Here is a 20,568-nt window from a genome sequence, read left to right as displayed (position 1 = left end):
CCCCCCCCCCGCCCCCCCCCCCCCCTCCCCCCCCTCCTACTGTAGAGTGGTATTCGGCATACCGGTAACTTCGGAGCCTGGGGTTGAAACGCGTGCTCTTCCGATCTGCTCCGAGCGCCCCGCGCCCTGGGAGCGCTCCGTGCGCCCAGCGCGGGGCCGACGGCCTGGCCCGTCCGGTACCGCCTGCCGCCACTGTGCACGGCGAAGCCGGGGGCGAACATCCGCAGGGGCAGGGCGTCGAGCCCAACGCCGCCGAGCCCCGGCGCGCGCCGCAGTTCCGGATACGCGGTGGAGAGCGGCGGCCCCAGCCGGTCGAGCAGGAAGCCGTCGATGCGGTCGGTCGCCATGCGGCCGCCGACGTGCGGCGCGGCCTCGAGGACGGTGACCGTCAGGCCCGCGGCGGCGAGATGGTGCGCGGCGGCGAGGCCCGCGACGCCGGCGCCGAGGACGACGACGTCCGCCCGGGCCTCCATGGTGGTGCTGACACTGACGCGCGGCATGCGTTCGAGCACGGGCCCCTCCCCGAGGTCGGCACGTCCGACCGGGCCCGAGGCGCCCCGAAGCTCCCCGGAACGGGCCGGTTCGTGGCGAGGCTACGGGCGGTGGCGAGCGTTCCGTACGCGCACGGAACGGGAGCACCGTGGCACGGGCGGCGCGCACCGGCGCGGGCCGCGCGTCGGCGTACGCCCCCCTGGCGCCGCGACGCCCCCAGGCATGGACCGGCACAGCCGTTGGCGGGCCCCGCGCCGGGGGGCCTACGCCGCCCCCGACCCCGACGCCGCGCGTACCGCCTCGTCCACCGTCGGGAACGCGAAGCTGAACCCCGAGTCCAGCAGCGCCCTCGGCAACACCCGCTGGCTGCCCAGCACGTCCCCCGACAGCTCGCCGAGCGCCAGCCGCAGCGCCGCCGCCGGGACCGGGAACGGCGTGGGCCTGTGCAGCACACGCCCCATCGCCGCCGTCACCTCGCGGTTCGTCACCGGCTCGGGTGCGGTCAGGTTGACCGGCCCCTCCAGCGTCTCCGTGTCGATCAGGTGCCGCAGCGCGGCGACGTGGTCGTGCAGCGCGATGAAGCTCCAGTACTGCCGGCCGTCCCCCATCCGTCCGCCGAGACCGGCCCTGAACAGCGGGAACAGCCGCCCCCACGCGCCGCCGCCGCGCGCCACCACCAGGCCGGTCCTCGGGAAGACCGTGCGGATCCCGGCCTCCTGCGCCGCGGCCGCGGCGGCCTCCCAGTCCACGCACAGCGTGGGCAGGAACCCGTAGCCGGGCGGCGCGCTCTCGTCCACCGCGCGGTCGCCCGTGTCGCCGTAGTAGCCGATCGCCGATCCCGAGACCAGGACGCGCGGCCGCTCGTCCAGCGAGGCGACCGCCTCGGCGATCGCCGCCGTGCCGAGGACGCGGCTGTCCCTGATCTCCTTCTTGTACGCCTCGGTCCAGCGCCGGTCGCCGATGCCCGCGCCCGCGAGATGGACGACCGCCGCGCAGCCGCGCAGGCCGTTCGTGTCGACGTGCTGGCGCTGCGGATCCCACAGCACCTCGTCGCGGGCCGCGGGCTCGCGCCGCACCAGCCGCACCACCTCGTGCCCGTCCGCGCGCAGGGACCGTACGAGTGCCGTACCGATGAGCCCGGTGGAACCGGTGACCGCGATCCTCATGGGGCCATCCTGCCCCGATAGGGCCCTCCTGCCCCGGAGGAGGCCGTCACCGACCCGGCGGGGCGTGCGTCAGGCGCTGTACGAGTCGGCCCCGAACTGCTCCCACAGGCGCGGGAAGCGCGCCTCCAGCACCCCCGGGTCGTCGATGTCGAACGCCGTACCCTCGGGCTCACGCGGCGGCGCCGGGATCCCGAGGTCCGGTGCGACGGAGCCGGTGAGCTGCTCGTACGCCTCGTCCGCCGCGTACCCGAGGTCCTCGCCGTCGCCGTCCACCTCCTCGTCGAAGTCGTCGAGGAGGTCCGCGAGGCCGTCCGGGTCCTGGAGCGCGCCCTCGAACACCTCGCGCCCCTGGCCGATGAGCCAGCAGCGGAAGAAGTCGAACGCGTCGTCGCTCGCACCGTCGAGCAGGACGGCCGCGGCGCCCCACAGGTCCCACCGGTAGGCGCGGTTGTAGCGCGACTCGAAGTGCCGCGCGAAGTCGAGCACGGCGTCGGGATCGAGCCGCACCAGCCGCTCGACCATCAGGTCCGCATGGGCTTCCGGGTCGCCGTCCGCAGCCTCGCGCGTGCTGTCGACGATCTCCCAGAAGTCGGTCTCGTCCATCACGGGACCAAGCATCCTGCCTCGGCGCCTGGCACGCACGCGCGCGCGGTCGCGCGGCGAGTCGTTCGGACGCACACGACGCACACACGAACGGTGGCGGACGCCGAATACCCGACGCGAGGTGTCGGGTATCCCTGGAACGCTCGCACCATGGATCGGACCACGGACACAGGCACAGGCACGGGCACGGAGACGGGCACGGAGACGGGTACGCCACACGCGCGTGCGCTGAAGGGCCGGATCGCGCTGGTGGCGGGCGCCACCAGGGGCGCGGGCCGGCAAATGGCCGTACAACTGGGAGCGCTCGGCGCCACGGTGTACGTGACGGGACGCACGACACGCGATCGGGTCAGCGAGGTGGGCCGCACGACGGAAACGATCGAGCAGACGGCCGAACTGGTCACGGCGGCGGGCGGCGAGGGCATCGCCGTCCCGGCGGACCACCTGGACCCCTCGCAGGTGGACGCGGTCGTGGACCGCATCGGCGCGGACCACGGCAGGCTGGACGTCCTCGTCGACGACATCTGGGGCGGGGAGCACCTGATCGAGTTCGGCAGGAAGGCGTGGGAGCTGGACCTCGGCAAGGCCCTGCGCATGCTCGACCTGGGCGTGCGGGCCCACCTCATCACCCTGCGCTGCGCGCTGCCGCTGCTCGTAAGCAACAGGGGCGGCCTGGTCGTCGAGATCACGGACGGAACGGAGGAGTCGAGCGAGCCTTACCGCGGCAACCTCGCCTACGACCTGGTGAAGTACGCGCCCATCAGGCTCGCGAGGAACCTCGGCCAGGAGCTGGCGGAGGCCGGCTGCACGGCGGTGTCGCTGACGCCCGGCTTCCTGCGCTCGGAGTGGATGCTCGACCACTTCGGCGTGCGGGAGGACAACTGGCGTGACGCAGTCGAGCGTGAACCGCACTTCGCGATCTCGGAGAGCCCGGTCTTCGTGGGCCACGCCGTCGCGGCGCTGGCCGCCGACGAGGACCGGCACCGCTTCAACGGCCGCTCCCTGTCGAGCGGCGAACTGGCGAAGGTCTACGGCTTCACCGACACCGATGGCAGCGCGCCGGACGCATGGCCGTACATCGCGGCGGCGACCTCGGGGGAGGGCGAGGTGGACGCGGCGGACTACCGCCGCCCTCACTGACGCGATGTGCGCGCGGCCGTCCCGGAGGACCCGGAGGACCCGGCCGACCCGGCCGGCCCGGCCGGCCCTCCTCAGCCGAACTGGACGGACCGCTTGGCGAGCCCCATCCAGAACCCGTCGATGACGGTGCGCCGGCTGCCGAGTTCGGACTCGGCGGCGCCGAGCGTGACGAACAGCGGCGCGAAGTGCTCGGTGCGCGGGTGGGCGAGCCGGCCGGCCGGGGAGGCGTGCTCGAAGTCGAGCAGCGCGTCGATGTCCTGCGCGTCCAGCGCCTGCCGGCCCCAGTCGTCGAACTCCGCCGACCAGCCGGGTACGCCGCCCCCGGTGTGGCGCAGCGCCGCGAGGTTGTGGGTGAAGAACCCGCTGCCGATGATCAGCACGCCCTCGTCCCGCAGCGGTGCCAGCTTCCGCCCGACCTCGAGCAACCGCTCGGGTTCGAGCGTCGGCATCGAGAGTTGCAGCACCGGGATGTCGGCGGCTGGGAACATCTCCACGAGCGGCACGTATGCGCCGTGGTCGAGCCCGCGCTCGGGGGCGTCCTGCACGGCCTGCCCCGGGCCGCTCAGCAGCTTGCGCACGCTCTCGGCGAGCGCGGGCGCGCCGGGGGCCGGGTACGTCACCTGGTAGTAGTGCTCGGGGAAGCCCCAGAAGTCGTACTCCAGCGGCACGGTCCGCGTCGCCCCGACGGCGGGCGGCGCGGCCTCCCAGTGCGCGGACACCACGAGGATGGCGCTGGGCCTCGGCAGCGTGGCACTCCACGCCGCGAGCTGGCCCGGCCACCGCGGATCGTCCGCGAGGGGCGGCGCGCCGTGCGAGAGGTAGAGCGCGGGCATGCGTTCAGGTGCCGTGGTCATCGGGAGCGTCTCCTTGAGGCTAAATCCCTTGAAAATTCAACTATACAGCCGCGCCGTCGTTCGTCCCGGAGATTGGTCCAGAGGGCTCAGCCCTGTGCGACGTCCGAGCGTGGGCGGATCGAGCAGGAATCGAGAAGCCCCGCCGCCGAGCAGCCCATAGCGTGATGCTCATGGCAACCACCGAGTCCAGCGCGTCTATCGCATCCGTCACCCTGGAGGTGGCCGACCTCGAGGCCGCCCACCGCTTCTACACCGCCTTCGGAGTCGGCACGCGCATACGCCTGCTGGCGTCCGAGGCACACACCACCGGATTCCGCGGCTACACCCTGGCGCTCACGGTGTCCCGGCCGGCCACTGTCGACGGCTTCCTCGGCGCCGCTGTGGACGCCGGCGCCACAGTGCTGAAGCCCGCCGGGAAGTCGCTGTGGGGCTACGGCGGCGTCGTCCAGGCCCCGGACGGGACGATCTGGAAGGTCGCGACCTCGGCGAAGAAGGACACCGGCCCGGCCGCACGCGAGATCGACGAGATCGTGCTGCTGCTCGGCGTCGAGGATGTGAAGGCAAGCAAGCAGTTCTACGTCGGCCGGGGCCTGACCGTGGCAAGGAGCTTCGGCGGTAAGTACGCCGAGTTCGTCTCCGGCGGGTCCGACGCCGTAAAGCTGGCGCTGTACAAGCGTCGCGGTCTGGCCAGGGACCTCGGCGTCGCCACTGACGGCAGCGGCTCGCACCGCATCGTCGTCGGCAGCACCGCCGGCCCTTTCACCGACCCGGACGGATTCGCCTGGGAGGCCGCCACGACGCTCACGCCCGCGCCGTCCACGGCGTGCGCACTGCCCTGACTTCCGGCCCCGATTGCCGCCCTGAACCCCCTCACCCCTGTACGAGAGGACATCTGCCATGCCGCACACGAAGTCGTCCGCCGGGAACTCCGGCGCGGCCGCCGAGCAGTACGACGGATTCACCGCCGAGGAGCGGGCCGCGATGAAGGAGCACGCGCAGGAGCAGAAGAAGGCGGTGGCGCGGCGCGGTTCGTCACGCGCGGAGAAGGAGGCGGCAGCGGAGCGGGATGTGCTCGCGAAGATCGCCGAGATGCCGGACGCCGACCGGGTCCTCGCCGAGCGGCTCCACGCCATCGTCAAGACCGCCGCTCCGGACCTCACGCCCAAGCTCTGGTACGGGATGCCCGCCTACGCGAGAGACGGCAAGGTCCTCTGCCACTTCCAGAGCGCGCAGAAGTTCAAGTCGAGGTATGCCACGCTCGGCTTCAGCGACCAAGCGGCACTCGACGACGGCGCCATGTGGCCGACCGCCTACGCCCTGAAGGAGCTGACCCCGGCCGACGAACAGCGCATCAGCGAACTGGTCAAGAAGGCGATGGGCTGAGGCCGGCCGGGCGGAACCGACCGCAGGGCCCCACCCGGTGCACTGACGCCCGACGTGTGCGCGGACAAGCGGCTGCACGCCATTGCCCGGGGCGCCGGCCGCCGCGCGGACCCGGCGCTGCTTGGTGGCCTGCTGGTGGGCGTGCGATGAGGCCGTTGGCGCGTACGCGAGCTGTCGGCCGCCCCACGGTGGATCGACTCAGACGATGGCTTCTCCCTGAGCGGGAATCCGGCAGCGCACTTGTTTGCCGACCGGCGTACCCGCGACCCTCCATCCCGGAGCAAGCAGATCGATCAGCGGCAGTCCACGCCCCGACTCCGCCTCGGGATCGTCCAGCCGCACGCCGCCACGCACGGGCATCGCCTGCCGATACGGGTCGTGCAGCCTGACCCGGACGCCTCGTTCCGCGCCGCTCCTATGCCCCTGTGGTGGTTCGACGGCCACCTCGGCGACGAGCGGCACGAAGTCTCCGCAGGCGCGGACCGCGTTGCCGAACAGCTCGGACATCACCAACTGCACGGCATACGACTGCCCTTCGGCCACTCCGGCGTCGGCGAGCGTTTTGCCGATGAGGGCGCGGGTGGCATGCAGGTTGGCGGCCGTGGCCGAGAGATGAAGGACGAAGCCGGTGGGGGTGGCGGTGTGATACCAGCCGAGGGAGTGAGGCATGGAGGCTCCTACGTCGAGAGGGGACTTTTCTCGCTCTACGATGGCTTGAGCCTTCTCTTCTTGCATGATCACTTGCAAGTTTGTCACCCAAAATGATGGATCGAACTCTCATTCCCCTGGACGATCACTGACTCCCGGTGGAAGGGTCAGCACATGCCAAACGTGCGCCCTGTACCTACTGTTCGACGCCGACGACTCGGCGAGGCGCTGCGCCGGTACCGCAACACAACTGGGATGAGCCTTGATGCGGCATCTGCCGAACTCGGTTGGCTGGGACCGAAGTTGTCGCGGATCGAGACCGCCAACGGCTACATCCGCCCAGCCGAGGTCGCCGCGCTGCTCAAGGTCTACGCGGTGACCGACCCCGACGTCGTGAGCGCGTTGGAAGGACTGGCGAAGGACGCCCGAAAGCAGGGATGGTGGCAGACGTACAGCGGCGTGGTACCTCCCGCCTACGCCGACTACATCTCCCTGGAGTCGGACGCGGACAGCGTGCACATCTGGAGCCCGCTGCTGGTTCCTGGACTGCTCCAGACTGCCGGATACGCACGTGAGGCGGTGCGAGCCAACGCCACCACGCGCACGCCGGAGGAGGTCACCGCCCTCGCCGAGGTCCGCATGGCCCGACAGGCCGTGCTCACACGCACCGATGGCCCTTTGAAGTTCTGGGCGGTTCTCCATGAAGCGGTTTTGCATCAACGCTTCGCGGTACGGCCCGACACCATGCGTGATCAGCTACGACGCCTCTTGGACGTCGCGGAACTGCCCAATGTCACCCTGCAGATCATGCCGCTGGCCGCGACTCCCCACCCCGGTGGCGCCGGCGGGTTCAACCTGGTCGGTTTCCCCGGGCCCATGCCGGATGTCGTGCTCTTGGAAAATCTCATTGGTGCGACTTACGTTGAAGGCGTCGACGAAGTGCAGGTCTTCGCCGACGCCTTCGAGCGCATCGTCGCGGCAGCACTCCCCGTGGACGACTCGATGGCACTCGTCGCACGGATGGAAGAGGATAGCCGCAGGTGAAGAGCCCAAAGGCTGAGCTGTACGCAGAGGATCTATCCAGCGCGAAGTGGCGCAAGGCATCCGCGAGCGCGGGTGAGAACGACTGCGTCGAGGTCGCCGAACTGCCGCACGGCGCGCGGGCCGTACGTGACTCGAAGAACACGGACCGGGAACCGCTGCGGTTCACCGCTTCGGAGTGGGCCGCGTTCCAGACGGGTGTGGTCGCAGGCGAGCTGTGAGCTCGTAGGGCGGCAAACGGGGGCGGATCAGGGGCCTGTCGGCCGGTGTCCCGTCGCAGCCGTGCTGCCGCACTGGTTCGTCGAGAAACGGCCGCGGCCCATGAGCCGGACTATTGGGTGTGCCACGTTCACGGTTCGGGTCTGATCGATCAACGACCAGTGTTCAGCCGGGGAACGACAGACCCGCGCTCAGGTCCACCGGACGCCAAATCTGGTGGGTAGCAGTCTGAGACGCTGTTGTCTTTCCGAGTCTGACGACTGTGTTTTCGCTGGTCATGGGTAGGGACGGCGCCGGTGTGGGAGTGATGGGGTGTCGTTTCGTCGCTCTCGTGGAGGTCGCGAATGCCGTCGGTTGTCGGACTGCTGGAACAGCACGAACTTGCCGCTCGGCGCCGTGTGGACGCGCTGCGTGAGGAAGCGGACCGTATCCAGGCCGAGCTCTCGATGGCCGAGCAGGAGTGGTCGGAGTGGACGATCGCCCGCGAGCGTGTTGGTGCGGTGTTGTCCGCGCCGGGCAGCGACTCGGCCGACGTGGTCGCCACCGACGTGCCGGAGGGTGTTGTGACAGGAGCCGAGGTGAAGGCGTCTCCGCCTCCGGTGGTAAAGGCGAGGTCACAGGTTCCGATGTGGCGCGAGGGGCTGGCCGGGACGGCACTGTCGGTGGACTACCAGCGCATCCTGACTGCGATCGAGGACCGGATCCGTCTCGGTCAAGGGCCGCTGACCTGTCAGGAGATGGCCACCGCGTTCGGCGTGGACGTGGTGCCGGCCAAGGTGGAGGGGCTGCGGTCGAAGGCGAAACGCCTGGTCTCGCGGGGCTGGCTGGCCGAGCCAGCGCCGGGCCGGTTCACGCTCGCGCGGAGCGTGTGCGGGCCAGGCGGCGGGTCATGACCATGGTCATCGACCAGTAGATCATCGCCTCGGCGCTGCTGGTGGATCGTTCGAAGTCGCGGACCAGGCGGCGGCTTCGCATCAGGTGCGCGAAGAGCCGCTCGACGATCCACCGCTTGGGCAGCACCACGAAACCGCGCATGTCGTCGCTCCGCTTGACGATCGCCAGGACGAGCGCGAACGCGGCCAGGCAGTGCTCGACGAGGCTGCCGGTGTAGCCGCCGTCGGCCCAGACGAGTTCCAGCCGGTGGTGAGCGTCGGTCACCCACTCAAGCAGCGCCTTCGCAGCGGCGCGGTCGCCGATGTCCGCGCTCGTGACCATCACGCCCAGCAGCAGGCCAAGGGTGTCGACCACCACATGCCGCTTGCGTCCGTTGATCAGCTTGCCACCGTCGAAGCCGCGGCTGTCGGTGCCGACGACGGCGTCCGCCTTGACGGACTGCGAGTCGATCACGCCGGCCGTCGGTTCCGCGTCCCGTCCCGCTTCCTCGCGGACCCGGCCGCGCAGCCGGTCGTGGAACTCTCTGACCAGCGCGTGGTCGCGCCAGCGGCGGAAGAACGCATAGACGCGGTCCCACGGTGGGAAGTCGGCCGGCATCGCCCTCCACTTGATCCCGTTGTCCACGAGATAACGCACCGCGTCCAGCATCGCCCGGTGGCAATACGCCTCCGGCTGCCCGCCCCGACCTCGTATCCAGCCCGGCACCGGCAGCAGCGGCCGAACCACAGACCACTCCGCGTCCGTCATGTCCGAGGGATACCGCCGAACACGCTCCGGATGGTCGGCCGCATTCCCGAACCGGTGAGCGACACAATCACACGACAGAGCAGCCGAGTTGAACTCCACCGGCGCGAGCACGTACAACTGCGGCAACAGGGTCTCCTGGATCTCGGTCGGCTTCGCAACCCCGAGCTACCAAGAGGCCCTGCCTTCATGCCCGCAGCAAGCCACGGTCACCCGAACGAGACTCCCGTTCGACGCCCACTCCTCAAGATCGGAACGACAACAGCTACTGAGGTGGTCCAGTGCGGCGGCGAGTTCAGGGGCTGAGGCCTCAATGCGGTCGCCATCGACCAGTGGAGCAGAACTGTAGATCTTACGCAGCGTGTGAACCCAGGCTGACGGGTCATCGGGTGCCTCGCCGGAAACGACCCTCAGCCGATGCGGTTCGTACCGCAGCATGGTGCCCTCGGCACGTGTGGCTTCGAGAGAGTCGAACGCGGACCACAGCTGTGGATCAGTCATCCGTGCGAGCCGGTATGGATCGGCTGCCCCGCTGTCGAGCAGTCGGCAGACCAGGCGCCGCACCACGGAGACTGGGCCCACGTTGTCCCACGAGGTGTGCAGTCTTGCCTCTGCGCAGACGAGGTCGACAAGCGTTCCGGCCGTTTCGCGATCGGTTGAGAGCACTGCGTCCTGGAGGACGAGCCGATCCAGCAGAGCTACCGGATCGGCGTCGAGCCGACCAGCAGCCCGCCCGCTGCGGACATAGGAGTCAAGATGGTCGAGGTTGAGGAGGCCGGAGTGGCTGCTCAACGGGGAGGCAGATCCATTACCCAAGACGGCTACGACCGCCTCGGCGCTGATGCCGTTTCTTGCGAGTACAGCGCGGAGCGGGTCGACCCGGAGGAGGTCGGTGCCGATGGAGTGGTGGTTGAGGTCGGCGACGCCTTCGAAAGTGTGGCTGAGTGGCAGATGGCCGATGTCGTGCACCAGCGCGGCCACGCGCAGCACTTGGTCGTCAGGGCGGAAGTGCGAGACCAGGGACAGAACACCCATGCTGTGCTCAAGCCTTGAATACGACTGCAGGGTGGTGATCGTTGAGGCCCCACCGTGCGCTATGAAGTGCAGGCGCCGCAGCGGCTCACTGCGCAGCAGGTCCACTTCCACCGGGCTGAGATGGACGGAGATGCGCCAGAGCGGATCAGTGAACGCCTCGCACAGGCCGAACACGTTGGTCGAAACAGGCGCTGCGGCGGCTGGTCCGCGGTCTTCCGCCAAGAGTTGATCATTCTGGCTGTTCACCGGGGCACTGTAGTCCGCCGGTCCTGGCCACGCGGGTGAGATTGTCCGTGCCTGCTCTTGCTGGCCGATCCCAGAGACAGGACGGCTACGGCGTACGTGCTGTTGCCCCGAGGCGGGCCCCGGGCACGGGGCACGTGGGCCGTCCCACCACCACGTGCGGGAGTCGTGCCGCGCCTGCCTTCGTGAGGCGCAGCGTCATGTTGTAGCGAAGCAGCGAGCGGCCGAACTCCGCCGACCGCGCCTGCCAGAACGATGCGAGTTCGGAGTCCGGGTCTCTGCGGAAACGTCCTTCCAGCAGGATGGTGTTTTCGAGTGTCGCTCGGCACGGGCCGATCGATACTGGAGCGCGATGCGGTGGGCTGGGTTCGGGGCCCGGACGGGGTCATCGCGCTGATAGTGTGCCCGGTGTTCGTGTGCGATCGGGATCGAGAAAGTCGGGAGGTGAGGTTGATGACCACGCTCATCAAGGCCACTGCCATGTGCTCTGCCCGGACCACCCTCACGTCCCGGGCTGTGGCCTGACCTCATCTGGATCCGCCTCGCTGGGAGCGTGAGCTCGCGAGGCGACACCGATACGAACCAGCCATGGAACGGATCACCATCCATCGTGAGCATCAACTGGATCACGCGCGCTGAGACCAGCGCCGACATCGCCACCATCCGCGACATCAGCCTCGCCGCGTTCGACACTCCGTTGGAGGCCGACCTCATCGACGCTCTGCGCGACGACCCCTCGTGGATCAACGGGCTCTCCATCGTCGCCACCGACCACGACGGCAGGCTCATCGGCCACGCGCTGCTGACCCGCTGCCACATCGACGACACCCCGGCCCTGTGCCTGGGCCCCGTCGGCGTCCTGCCCGAGTACCAGAAGACCGGCGCAGGCTCCGCGGCTGTCCGCGCCTCGTTGCGGGCTGCCAAGGAGCTGGGCGAGCGCTTCGTCACCGTCCTCGGACACCCGGCGTACTACCCGCGGTTCGGCTTCACCCGCGCCTCCCAGCACGGCATCGGGCTCAGCATCGACGTCCCGGACGAGGCCGTGATGGCCCTCACCCTCGACGCCGGCCACCCGCTGCCCAGCGGCGCGGTCCACTACGCCGCGCCGTTCGGCATCTAGTCAAGGCCCGCCGTGCCGGGCCCCGTCGAGCCCTGGCACGGCGGTTCTCGACTGCTTCGCCGACGCCTTCGAGCGCATCGTCGCGGCAGCACTTCCCGTGTCGCCGAACTGCCGCACGGGGCGCGGGCCGTGCGTGACTCGAAGAGCACGGACCGAGAACCGCTGCGGTTCACCGCTTCGGAGTGGGCCGCGTTCCAGGCGGGTGTGATCGCGGGCGAGCTGTGAGCTCGTAGGGCGGCGAACGGCGGCGGGCGACCCTGTCACGATGCGTACGGTGTGCGCGGCCGGGCGCGGGAGCGGAAGACGGGCCGGGCCTGCGCCGGCGGCCGATCGCCGGGCGCGCGGGCCGGCCGCAGCGCCCGTGTCAACCCGCGTCCGCGCTACCCGTACAGCCGCGTCATCGCCCGCGCCGCCTCCGCGAACCGCGCCCGCAGAGCCGCGGGCGCAAGGACCTCCGCCTCCGCGGCGAGGCCCAGCAGTTGGCCGTACGCGACGTCTTCCGACTCCATCGCCAGCGTCACCGTGACCCTGCCCTCCGCGTCCGGCGCCGGGGCCGACGCGAGGGCCTCCTCGGCCGCCGCCCTGTCCGTCACGTGCGGCAGTCGCGCCGCGCCCGCCTTCGTGAGCCGCAGCGTCACCTCGTAGCGCAGCAGCGAGCGCGCGAACTCCGCGGAACGCTCTTCCCAGAACGGTTCGAGCTCGAAGTCCGGGTCTCTGCGGAAACGTTCCTCCAGCACGGCGGCCGAGACGAAGCGGTCGATTCTGTAGACGCGGAACCTCGCGTCGCCCTCGCTGTCCGTCACCTCCGCGCACGCGTACCAGACGCCCGCCTTGAGGACCAGGCCGTACGGTGCGAGCTCGCGCGCCACCGGGGCGGCCGGGGCGGCCCCATCGCTCCCGCGGGCATACACCGCCGAGATCAGCCGGTCGGCCCACACCGCTTCCGCCAGTACCGGCAGCAGCTCGGGCGTCTGCGGCTCCCGGTACCAGCCGGGCGCGTCCAGGTGGAACCGGCGCGCCACCGAGTCGGGTGTGTCGCGCAGCGACGGCATCAGCGCCGCCGAGACCTTGAGCCGTGCCGCCGACGCCGCGTCCGCGAGACCCATCTCGCGCAGCGCGCCCGGCAGCCCCGACAGGAAGAGCGCCTCCGCCTCGCCGCGCGCGAGGCCCGTCAATCCCGTGCGGTAGCCGCCGACCAGCCGGTACCCGCCGCTCCTGCCGCGGTCCGCGTAGACCGGGACGCCCGCCTCCGACAGCGCCTGCGCGTCGCGCGTGATCGTCCGCTCGGAGACCTCCAGCTCCCTGGCCAGCTGGGCTGCGGTCATCAAGGGTCTCGACTGGAGCAGGAGCACCATCTTGATCAGGCGGGCAGCGCGCATCACACCATCATGCAGTCTGCACGGACCGTCACGTGCGGAAATCCCTGTCGAGGAACTGTGCACACTCCGTGCACAGCACCCCGGCAGGGATTCCGGTCAGTCGGTCAGCCGGTCAGTCGGTCAGCCGGTCGGTCCTGTCAGAGGCCGTAGCGCTCGCGGGCCTCCGCCACGCGCTGCGGCTTCACCTCGCCGCGCCGCGCGAGCTGCGCGAGCGCCGCCACCACGACCGACTGCGGGTCGACACCGAAGTGCCTGCGGGCCGCGTCGCGCGTGTCGGAGAGGCCGAAGCCGTCCGTGCCGAGCGACGACCAGTCCTGCTCGACCCACTGGCTGATCTGGTCGGGCACCTGACGCATCCAGTCGCTGACCGCGAGCACCGGGCCCTGCGCACCCGCCAGGGCGCGCGTGACGTACGGCACGCGCTCCTCGCCGCGCAGCAGCGCCTCGTCGGCCTCCAGCGCGTCGCGCCGCAGCTCCGTCCAGGACGGCGCCGACCACACGTCGGCGGAGACGCCCCACTCGTCCGCGAGGATCTTCTGCGCGTCGAGCACCCAGTGGATCGCCGTGCCGGACGCCAGCAGCTGGATCTTCGGCGCCTCCGCGGCCGTCAGGTCGGCCGTACGGTAGCGGTACAGGCCCTTGAGCACGGACTCCTCGTCGACGCCCTCGGGCATCGCGGGCTGCACCTTCGGCTCGTTGTAGACCGTCAGGTAGTAGAAGACGTTCTCGGCCTCGGGGCCGTACATCCGCCGCAGACCCTCCTTGACGATGACCGCGACCTCGAACGCGAACGCCGGGTCGTAGGAGACCGCCGCCGGGTTGGTGGAGGCGATCAGGTGCGAGTGGCCGTCCGCGTGCTGCAGACCCTCACCCGTCATCGTCGTCTTGCCCGCCGTCGCGCCGATGACGAAACCGCGGCCCAGCTGGTCGGCGAGCGCCCAGAACTGGTCGCCCGTGCGCTGCCAGCCGAACATCGAGTAGAAGATGTAGAACGGGATCATCGGCTCGCCGTGCGTCGCGTACGACGTGGCGGCGGCGGTGAAGTCCGCGAGCGAACCGGCCTCGGTGATGCCCTCGTTGAGGATCTGGCCGTTCTTCGCCTCCTTGTAGTACAGGAGCTGGTCGCGGTCGACCGGGTCGTACGTCTGGCCCTTCGGCGAGTACAGGCCCGCCGACGGGAACAGCGACTCCATGCCGAAGGTGCGGGCCTCGTCGGGGACGACGGGGACCCAGCGCTTGCCGGTCTCCTTCTCCCGCATCAGGTCCTTCACCAGGCGGACGAACGCCATCGTGGTGGCGATCTCCTGCGTGCCGGAGCCCTTCTTCAGCGCGTCGAACGGCTTCTCGGCCGGCGCGGGCAGCGGTTTCGCCGCCACCTTGCGGGCCGGGGCGAGGCCGCCGAGCGCGGCGCGGCGCTCGCGCAGGTACTGGACCTCGGGCGAGTTCTCGCCGGGGTGCCAGTACGGCACGAGGTCGCCGGTCAGGGCGGAGTCCGGGATCGGCAGTTCGAGCAGGTCGCGCATGGTGCGGAACTCGGCGCCCGTGAGCTTCTTCATCTGGTGGTTCGCGTTGCGCGACTCGAAGCCGGAGCCCAGCGTGTGGCCCTTGATCGTCTGGGCCAGGATGACCGTCGGGGCGCCCTTGTGCTCCAGCGCCGCCTTGTACGCCGCGTACACCTTGCGGGCCTCGTGGCCGCCGCGCGAGTTCTGGAACAGCTCAAGCAGCTTGGCGTCGCTCAGGCCCTGCGCGATGCGGCGCAGCGACTCGTCGGCGAAGAAGTGCTCGCGGATGTAGGCGGCGTCGCGCGTCGCGTACGTCTGGAACTGGGCGTCCGGGGTCTCGCCGAGGCGGCGCACGAGCGAGCCGTCGACGTCCTGCGCGAGGACGGAGTCCCACGCCTGGCCCCAGAGGGTCTTGATGACGTTCCAGCCGGCACCGCGGAACTGGGCCTCCAGCTCGCGCACGATCTTGAAGTTCGGGCGGACGGGGCCGTCGAGACGCTGCAGGTTGCAGTTGATGACGAACGTCAGGTTGTCCAGGCCCTCGCGGGAGGCGAGCGCGAGGGACGCCGTCGACTCGGGCTCGTCCATCTCGCCGTCGCCGAGGAACGCCCAGACGTGCGAGGCCGAGGTGTCCTTGATGCCGCGGTCGTTCAGGTAGCGGTTGAACCGCGCCTGGTAGATCGCGGAGATCGGGCCGAGGCCCATGGAGACGGTCGGGAACTCCCACAGCCAGGGCAGCCGGCGCGGGTGCGGGTACGAGGGGAGGCCGTCGCCGCCCGCCTCCTGGCGGAAGCGGTCGAGCTGGTCGGCGCTCAGGCGGCCGTCGAGGAAGGCGCGGGCGTAGATGCCGGGGGAGGCGTGGCCCTGCAGGTAGAGCTGGTCGCCGCTGCCGTCGCCGTCCTTGCCGCGGAAGAAGTGCTGGAAGCCCGTCTCGTACAGCCACGCCACCGAGGCGTACGTGGCGATGTGGCCGCCGAGGCCCAGCTTGGAGCCGCGGGTGACCATGGCCGCCGCGTTCCACCGGTTCCACGCGGTGATACGGGACTCCATCGCCTCGTCGCCGGGGAACTCCGGCTCGGCGGCTGTGGGGATGGTGTTGACGTAGTCGCTCTCCAGGAGCCCGGGCAGCGACACCCCGGAGGCACCGGCGTGCTCGAGCGTCCTACGGAGCAGGTAGGCCGCACGGTGGGGGCCCGCATGCTCGGTGACGGCGTCGATGGAGGCCGCCCATTCAGCGGTCTCCTCGGCGTCACGGTCCGGGAGCTGGTCGAGCTCGCTCGGAAGCTTGCCTACGGGGTCGGGCATGGTCGCCGCCTTCCAAACACAGGAGGGGGTGGAGATGGGGCCTTGTCTGGCAGGACAGGGCGGTGGGCTGTGGTGCAGTCCACCCTCGACTGTAAATCGCTGATCGATGATCGATCAAAGGGGGGATGGGAGAAAGTTGGACGATCTGAAGAAATTGGCATTCCGTGCCAGCCGAAACGGCACCGAGTGACGGCACCGATAAGCCGCTTTCCCAGATCAAAGCCGCATTCCGGGCAGTGGTCGCGGGGTACGCCGACGGCCCGCGACCGCTGCCCTCACCTCACCTCACGCGCGCCGCGGTCCGCTGCCGGGGCGGGGCGCGCAGCCCAGAACGTGCACCTTCACCAACGGCCCGATGTTCGGGTCACGGCGCTTGAACGCCTCCACCAGCTCCTGGTGCTCCTCCGCGTACGACTGCTGGACGGTGCCGAGCCAGCGGATCGAGAGGGCGGTGAACACCTCGATCCCGAGCCCCTCCCACGTGTGCAGCAGCACGCTGTTGCCCGCCGCGCGCACCAGCTCACGGTGGAACCCCACCGTGTGCAGCACCTGCCCCGTGCCGTCGTTCGCCGTGTCCGCCTCGTACAACGCCGCGACGTGCGGTTCCAGCGCCGAGCAGTCCTCCGCGAGCCGCCCGGCCGCCAGCTCGGCCGCGATCTGCTCGAGACCCGCCCTGACGGGGTAGCTCTCCTCCAGGTCGGCCGCCGACAGGTTGCGCACGCGCACGCCCTTGTTGGGGGCGGACTCGATCAGCCGCAGGCTCTCCAGCTCGCGCAGCGCCTCGCGCACCGGCGTCTGGCTGACCTCCAGCTCGGTCGCGATACGCCGCTCGACGATCCGCTCGCCCGGCTGCCAGCGCCCACTGACTATCCCCTCCACGATGTGCTCGCGGATCTGTTCGCGCAGCGAGTGGACGACGGGCGGGGTCATGGAAAGCTCCTCCTGGCGGACCGGCCGCCGGTGCCGCCGAGGCGGGCCGGCGCTGTTGACGATAGGCGACGGCGGTACGGCGACGCCCCCGCCGGGACGAAGTATCCCGACAGGGGCGTCATTGCCGCACCGGATCCGGCGTACGGCCCGTGGCCGCTACTGCGCGGGCTGCGGGACCGGGCTCACAGACCCAGGTCGACCTCGAACTCGCCGGCCTCGAGGAACGCCTTCACGGCCCCCAGGTAGCGGGCCGCGTCGGCGCCGTCCACCAGACGGTGGTCGTAGGAGAGCGCCACGTACGTCATGTCGCGGATCGCGATGGTCTCGCCGAGCTCCGGGTGGTCGATGACCACGGGGCGCTTGACGGTCGCACCGATGCCGAGGATGCCGACCTGGTTCGGCGGAACGATGATCGTGTCGAACAGCGCACCGCGCGAACCGGTGTTGGAGATGGTGAAGGTCGCGCCCGCCAGGTCGTCGGGCGTGATCTTCGAGGCGCGCACGGCGCCGGCGAGCTCCGCCGTCTTCTTGGCGATGCCGGCGAGGTTGAGGTCACCCGCACCCTTGATGACCGGGGTCATCAGGCCCTTCTCGGAGTCCACCGCGATACCGATGTTCTCGGTGTCGAAGTAGGTGACCGTGCCCTCGTCCTCGTTGATGCGCGCGTTGACGACCGGGTGGGCCTTCAGTGCCTGGGCGGCGGCCTTCACGAAGAACGGCATCGGGGACAGCTTCACGCCCTCGCGGGCGGCGAAGGCGTCCTTCGCCCGCGCGCGCAGGCGCATCAGCCTGGTGACGTCCACCTCGACCACGGTGGTCAGCTGGGCCTGGCCGTGCAGCGCCTTCATCATGTTGTCGCCGATGACCTTGCGCATGCGGGTCATCTTCACCGTCTGGCCGCGCAGCGGGGACGCCTCCAGCTTCGGCGCCCTTGCGGCGGCCGGAGCGGCGGGGGCGGTCGCCGGCGCCGGGGTCGCGGCGGCCTTGGCGGCCTCCGCGGCGGCGACGACGTCCTGCTTGCGGATGCGGCCGCCGACGCCGGAGCCCTTCACCGAGGAGAGGTCCACGCCGTTCTCGGCGGCGAGCTTGCGGACCAGCGGCGTGACGTACGCGCCGTCGTCCGTGGCCGAGGCCGCCGGCGCCGGGGCGGCCGGGGCGGGAGCCGGGGCCGGGGCGTGTGCGGACGGTGCCGGCGCGGGCGCCGGGGTCTCCTGCTGCTGCGGGGCGGGCGCGGACGGCGCCTGGGGCGCCGGAGCGCTCGGCGCCTGCGGCGCCTGAGCCTGCGCAGCCGGTTGCGGGGCCTCCTGCTGGGCGGGCTGCTCGGGGGCGGCGGCCGGGGCCGCCTGCTGCTGCGGTGCGGCACCGGGAGCGCCGATGACGGCGAGCTTCGCGCCGACCTCGGCCGTCTCGTCCTCGCCGACCACGATCTCCAGCAGGACGCCCGCGGTGGGCGCGGGGATCTCGGTGTCGACCTTGTCGGTGGAGACCTCGAGCAGCGGCTCGTCCTCCTCGACCGACTCGCCGACCTCCTTGAGCCAGCGGGTGACGGTGCCCTCGGTGACGCTCTCGCCGAGCGCGGGCAGCACGACGTCGGTGCCCTCGGCGCTGCCGCCGCCGGACGCGGCCTGCGCCGTCGGAGCGCTCGGCGCCTCCGGCGCCTGAGCCTGCGCAGCCGGTGCAGGTTCCTGCGGGGTCTGCTCAGGCTGCTCGGCCTGCTGCGGCTCGGCCGCCGGGGCCTCCTGCGCGGCCGGCGCGCCCGAGCCGTCGTCGATGAGGGCCAGTTCTGCGCCCACCTCGACGGTCTCGTCCTCGGCGACCCTGATCGACGAGAGGACGCCCGCGGCGGGGGCGGGGATCTCGGTGTCGACCTTGTCGGTGGAGACTTCGAGCAGGGGCTCGTCGGCCTCCACCCGCTCACCCTCGGCCTTGAGCCAGCGGGTGACTGTGCCCTCGGTGACGCTCTCGCCGAGCGCCGGCAGGGTTACGGAAACCGCCATGGTTTCTCTTGCTCCTATCGGGAAGTGCGGTAGTGGTCTCGACTCGCGGACTGACGGGATCAGTCGTGGGCGTGCAGGGGCTTGCCCGCCAGCGCGAGGTGGGCCTCGCCGAGCGCTTCGCTCTGGGTCGGGTGGGCGTGGATGAGCTGCGCGACCTCGGCCGGCAGCGCCTCCCAGTTGTAGATCAGCTGTGCTTCGCCGACCTGCTCGCCCATACGGTCACCGACCATGTGGACGCCGACCACCGCACCGTCCTTGACCTGGACGAGCTTGACCTCGCCCGCGGTCTTGAGGATCTTGCTCCGGCCGTTGCCCGCCAGGCTGTACTTGAGGGCGACGACCTTGTCCGCACCGTAGATCTCCTTGGCCTTCGCCTCGGTGATGCCGACGGAGGCGACCTCGGGGTGGCAGTACGTCACCCGCGGCACGCCGTCGTAGTCGATCGGCACGGTCTTCAGGCCGGCCAGGCGCTCCGCCACCAGGATGCCCTCGGCGAAGCCGACGTGGGCGAGCTGGAGGGTGGGCACGAGGTCGCCGACGGCGGAGATCGTCTCGATGTTCGTGCGCATGTACTCGTCGACCAGGACGTAGCCGCGGTCCATGGCGACGCCCTGCTCCTCGTAGCCGAGGCCCTGCGAGACCGGGCCGCGGCCGATCGCGACCAGCAGCACCTCGCCCTCGAAGGTCTTGCCGTCGGCCAGCGTCACGCGCACGCCGTCCTGCGTGTACTCGGCCTTCTCGAAGAACGTGCCCAGGTTGAACTTGATGCCGCGCTTGCGGAACGCGCGCTCCAGCAGCTTCGAGCTGTTCTCGTCCTCGACGGGCACGAGGTGCTTGAGACCCTCGACGATCGTCACCTCGGTGCCGAACGACTTCCACGCGGACGCGAACTCGACGCCGATGACGCCGCCGCCGAGGATGATCGCGGACTTCGGCACGCGGTCGAGCGTCAGCGCGTGGTCCGAGGAGATGATGCGGTCGCCGTCGATCTCAAGTCCGGGCAGGGACTTCGGCACGGAACCGGTCGCCAGGAGGATGTGGCGGCCCTCGACGCGGCGGCCGTCGACATCGACGGAGGTGCGGGAGGACAGGCGCCCCTCACCCTCGATGTACGTCACCTTGCGGGAGGCGACGAGACCCTGGAGGCCCTTGTACAGGCCGCCGATCACGTCGTCCTTGTACTTGTGCACGGCCGCGATGTCGATGCCCTCGAAGGTGGCCTTGACACCGAACTGCTCGGACTCGCGCGCCTGGTCGGCGATCTCGCCCGCGTGCAGCAGGGCCTTCGTGGGGATGCAGCCGCGGTGCAGGCAGGTGCCGCCGACCTTGCCCTTCTCGATCAGGGCGACGTCCAGGCCCAGCTGCGCCCCGCGCAGGGCCGCGGCGTAACCACCGCTACCACCGCCGAGGATGACCAGGTCGAAAACGGTGCTGGCGTCGTTCGCCACGTCACGTTCCTCCATGCATGTGCGCCGTACGCCGGGCGGGTAACACGTCCGGACGGCTGGTGTTCGGCCGCTTCTCTTCGGCCCTGTGGTGGGGGCCCTGTCCTGCCGAGAACCCATCTTTGCACTTGTCGGCGGTCGGCGGGACGCGGGGCCGCGCTGCGGAGCGGCGGGTGAGCGGAGTCACGTCGCCGCCGCGCCGCCCGGCACGGGCGGCGCGGCGGTGACGGTCAAGCGCGCCGGCGGGCCCGGCGGGCGGATCGGGAGAGCGCACGTCTGAACTCCTGTCACCGGTGTATCTGGGATGCCGTCCTCTGCCTGGAAGAAGGGGGGGGGGGGGGGGGGGGGGGGGGGGGGGGGGGGGGGGGGGGGGGGGGGGGGGGGGGGGGGGGGGGGGGGGGGGGGGGGGGGGGGGGGGGGGGGGGGGG

Annotated in this window: 20 protein-coding genes; 8 read left to right on the top strand and 12 right to left on the bottom strand. The window is 70.8% G+C overall.

Features of this window, described 5'->3' with window-relative positions; all coding sequences use genetic code 11:
- The 3 genes from JFN87_RS24105 to JFN87_RS24095 form a co-directional block, all read right to left on the bottom strand.
- Positions 1-473, bottom strand: a 473-nt coding sequence (locus JFN87_RS24105) for an FAD-dependent oxidoreductase (RefSeq protein ID WP_282961658.1), incomplete at its 3' end; no start/stop codon positions are given.
- Between the two features lie 282 nt (positions 474-755).
- Positions 756-1,658, bottom strand: coding sequence for a TIGR01777 family oxidoreductase (locus JFN87_RS24100; RefSeq protein ID WP_209343139.1), 903 nt, complete (start codon positions 1,656-1,658; stop codon positions 756-758).
- Positions 1,659-1,727: 69 nt separating this feature from the next.
- Entirely contained in the window at positions 1,728-2,261 is a 534-nt protein-coding gene (locus JFN87_RS24095; protein ID WP_209343143.1) for a DUF4240 domain-containing protein, read from the bottom strand.
- 150 nt (positions 2,262-2,411) lie between these two features.
- Here JFN87_RS24095 and JFN87_RS24090 point away from each other — a divergent pair, with 150 nt between their 5' ends.
- Complete coding sequence (locus JFN87_RS24090) at positions 2,412-3,401, top strand: SDR family oxidoreductase (RefSeq protein ID WP_209343137.1); 990 nt, start codon at positions 2,412-2,414, stop codon at positions 3,399-3,401.
- A 71-nt stretch (positions 3,402-3,472) separates the two neighbouring features.
- On the opposite strand, the gene JFN87_RS24085 is transcribed toward JFN87_RS24090, so the two are convergent.
- On the bottom strand, positions 3,473-4,255 hold the full coding sequence (locus JFN87_RS24085; protein WP_209343135.1) for a dioxygenase family protein: 783 nt from the start codon (positions 4,253-4,255) through the stop codon (positions 3,473-3,475).
- A gap of 170 nt (positions 4,256-4,425) precedes the next feature.
- Between JFN87_RS24085 and JFN87_RS24080 the strand changes: the two genes are divergently transcribed.
- Positions 4,426-5,094, top strand: a complete 669-nt coding sequence (locus JFN87_RS24080) for a VOC family protein (protein ID WP_245181027.1) — start codon at positions 4,426-4,428, stop codon at positions 5,092-5,094.
- Positions 5,095-5,152: 58 nt separating this feature from the next.
- Positions 5,153-5,638 (top strand): iron chaperone, encoded by a 486-nt coding sequence (locus tag JFN87_RS24075; protein WP_209343131.1) that lies wholly within the window; start codon positions 5,153-5,155, stop codon positions 5,636-5,638.
- A 198-nt stretch (positions 5,639-5,836) separates the two neighbouring features.
- Here the strand turns inward: JFN87_RS24075 and JFN87_RS24070 are convergent, their stop codons facing one another.
- Positions 5,837-6,307, bottom strand: a complete 471-nt coding sequence (locus JFN87_RS24070; RefSeq protein ID WP_209343129.1) for an ATP-binding protein — start codon at positions 6,305-6,307, stop codon at positions 5,837-5,839.
- Positions 6,308-6,460: 153 nt separating this feature from the next.
- On the opposite strand from JFN87_RS24070, the gene JFN87_RS24065 reads away from it, so the two are divergent.
- From JFN87_RS24065 to JFN87_RS24055, 3 genes are all read left to right on the top strand, one after another.
- Positions 6,461-7,330, top strand: coding sequence for a helix-turn-helix domain-containing protein (locus JFN87_RS24065; RefSeq protein ID WP_209343127.1), 870 nt, complete (start codon positions 6,461-6,463; stop codon positions 7,328-7,330).
- Positions 7,327-7,548 carry a DUF397 domain-containing protein gene (locus JFN87_RS24060; RefSeq protein ID WP_209343125.1) on the top strand — a complete coding sequence of 74 codons (222 nt, stop codon included), beginning with the start codon at positions 7,327-7,329 and terminating at the stop codon, positions 7,546-7,548. The genes JFN87_RS24065 and JFN87_RS24060 overlap by 4 nt, the downstream gene beginning before the upstream one ends.
- 342 nt (positions 7,549-7,890) lie before the next feature.
- A complete protein-coding gene (locus JFN87_RS24055; RefSeq protein ID WP_209343123.1) occupies positions 7,891-8,439 on the top strand; it encodes a hypothetical protein in 549 nt (182 codons plus the stop codon).
- Here the strand turns inward: JFN87_RS24055 and JFN87_RS24050 are convergent.
- Together JFN87_RS24050 and JFN87_RS24045 are read right to left on the bottom strand one after the other, a co-directional pair.
- The gene (locus tag JFN87_RS24050) at positions 8,396-9,187 is read right to left on the bottom strand and encodes an IS5 family transposase (RefSeq protein ID WP_245181025.1); all 792 of its coding nucleotides are present in this window, start codon (positions 9,185-9,187) and stop codon (positions 8,396-8,398) included. The two genes, JFN87_RS24055 and JFN87_RS24050, sit on opposite strands and share 44 nt — an antisense overlap.
- 165 nt (positions 9,188-9,352) lie before the next feature.
- Positions 9,353-10,465 (bottom strand): HD domain-containing protein, encoded by a 1,113-nt coding sequence (locus JFN87_RS24045; RefSeq protein ID WP_307865579.1) that lies wholly within the window; start codon positions 10,463-10,465, stop codon positions 9,353-9,355.
- A gap of 607 nt (positions 10,466-11,072) precedes the next feature.
- Here JFN87_RS24045 and JFN87_RS24040 point away from each other — a divergent pair.
- Together JFN87_RS24040 and JFN87_RS34415 are read left to right on the top strand one after the other, a co-directional pair.
- Positions 11,073-11,582 carry a GNAT family N-acetyltransferase gene (locus JFN87_RS24040; RefSeq protein WP_209343121.1) on the top strand — a complete coding sequence of 170 codons (510 nt, stop codon included), beginning with the start codon at positions 11,073-11,075 and terminating at the stop codon, positions 11,580-11,582.
- A 12-nt stretch (positions 11,583-11,594) separates the two neighbouring features.
- Positions 11,595-11,807: a DUF397 domain-containing protein gene (locus JFN87_RS34415; RefSeq protein ID WP_209343120.1), complete on the top strand. Its 213-nt coding sequence runs from the start codon at positions 11,595-11,597 to the stop codon at positions 11,805-11,807.
- 155 nt (positions 11,808-11,962) lie between these two features.
- Here JFN87_RS34415 and JFN87_RS24030 read toward each other — a convergent pair whose 3' ends face one another.
- From JFN87_RS24030 to lpdA, 5 genes are all read right to left on the bottom strand, one after another.
- Positions 11,963-12,961 carry a helix-turn-helix transcriptional regulator gene (locus tag JFN87_RS24030; RefSeq protein ID WP_209343119.1) on the bottom strand — a complete coding sequence of 333 codons (999 nt, stop codon included), beginning with the start codon at positions 12,959-12,961 and terminating at the stop codon, positions 11,963-11,965.
- Positions 12,962-13,098: 137 nt separating this feature from the next.
- On the bottom strand, positions 13,099-15,768 hold the full coding sequence (gene aceE, locus JFN87_RS24025; protein WP_209343118.1) for a pyruvate dehydrogenase (acetyl-transferring), homodimeric type: 2,670 nt from the start codon (positions 15,766-15,768) through the stop codon (positions 13,099-13,101).
- A gap of 285 nt (positions 15,769-16,053) precedes the next feature.
- Positions 16,054-16,698, bottom strand: a complete 645-nt coding sequence (locus JFN87_RS24020) for a GntR family transcriptional regulator (RefSeq protein WP_209343116.1) — start codon at positions 16,696-16,698, stop codon at positions 16,054-16,056.
- 182 nt (positions 16,699-16,880) lie between these two features.
- A complete protein-coding gene (gene sucB / locus JFN87_RS24015; protein WP_209343114.1) occupies positions 16,881-18,695 on the bottom strand; it encodes a 2-oxoglutarate dehydrogenase, E2 component, dihydrolipoamide succinyltransferase in 1,815 nt (604 codons plus the stop codon).
- Between the two features lie 59 nt (positions 18,696-18,754).
- Positions 18,755-20,143: a dihydrolipoyl dehydrogenase gene (gene lpdA / locus JFN87_RS24010; RefSeq protein ID WP_209343112.1), complete on the bottom strand. Its 1,389-nt coding sequence runs from the start codon at positions 20,141-20,143 to the stop codon at positions 18,755-18,757.
- Positions 20,144-20,568: the final 425 nt, after the last annotated feature.

Origin of the sequence: Streptomyces montanisoli, assembly GCF_017813245.1 — a bacterium.
GTDB lineage: Bacteria > Actinomycetota > Actinomycetes > Streptomycetales > Streptomycetaceae > Streptomyces > Streptomyces montanisoli.
This window is presented reverse-complemented; position numbering and strand designations above follow the sequence as displayed.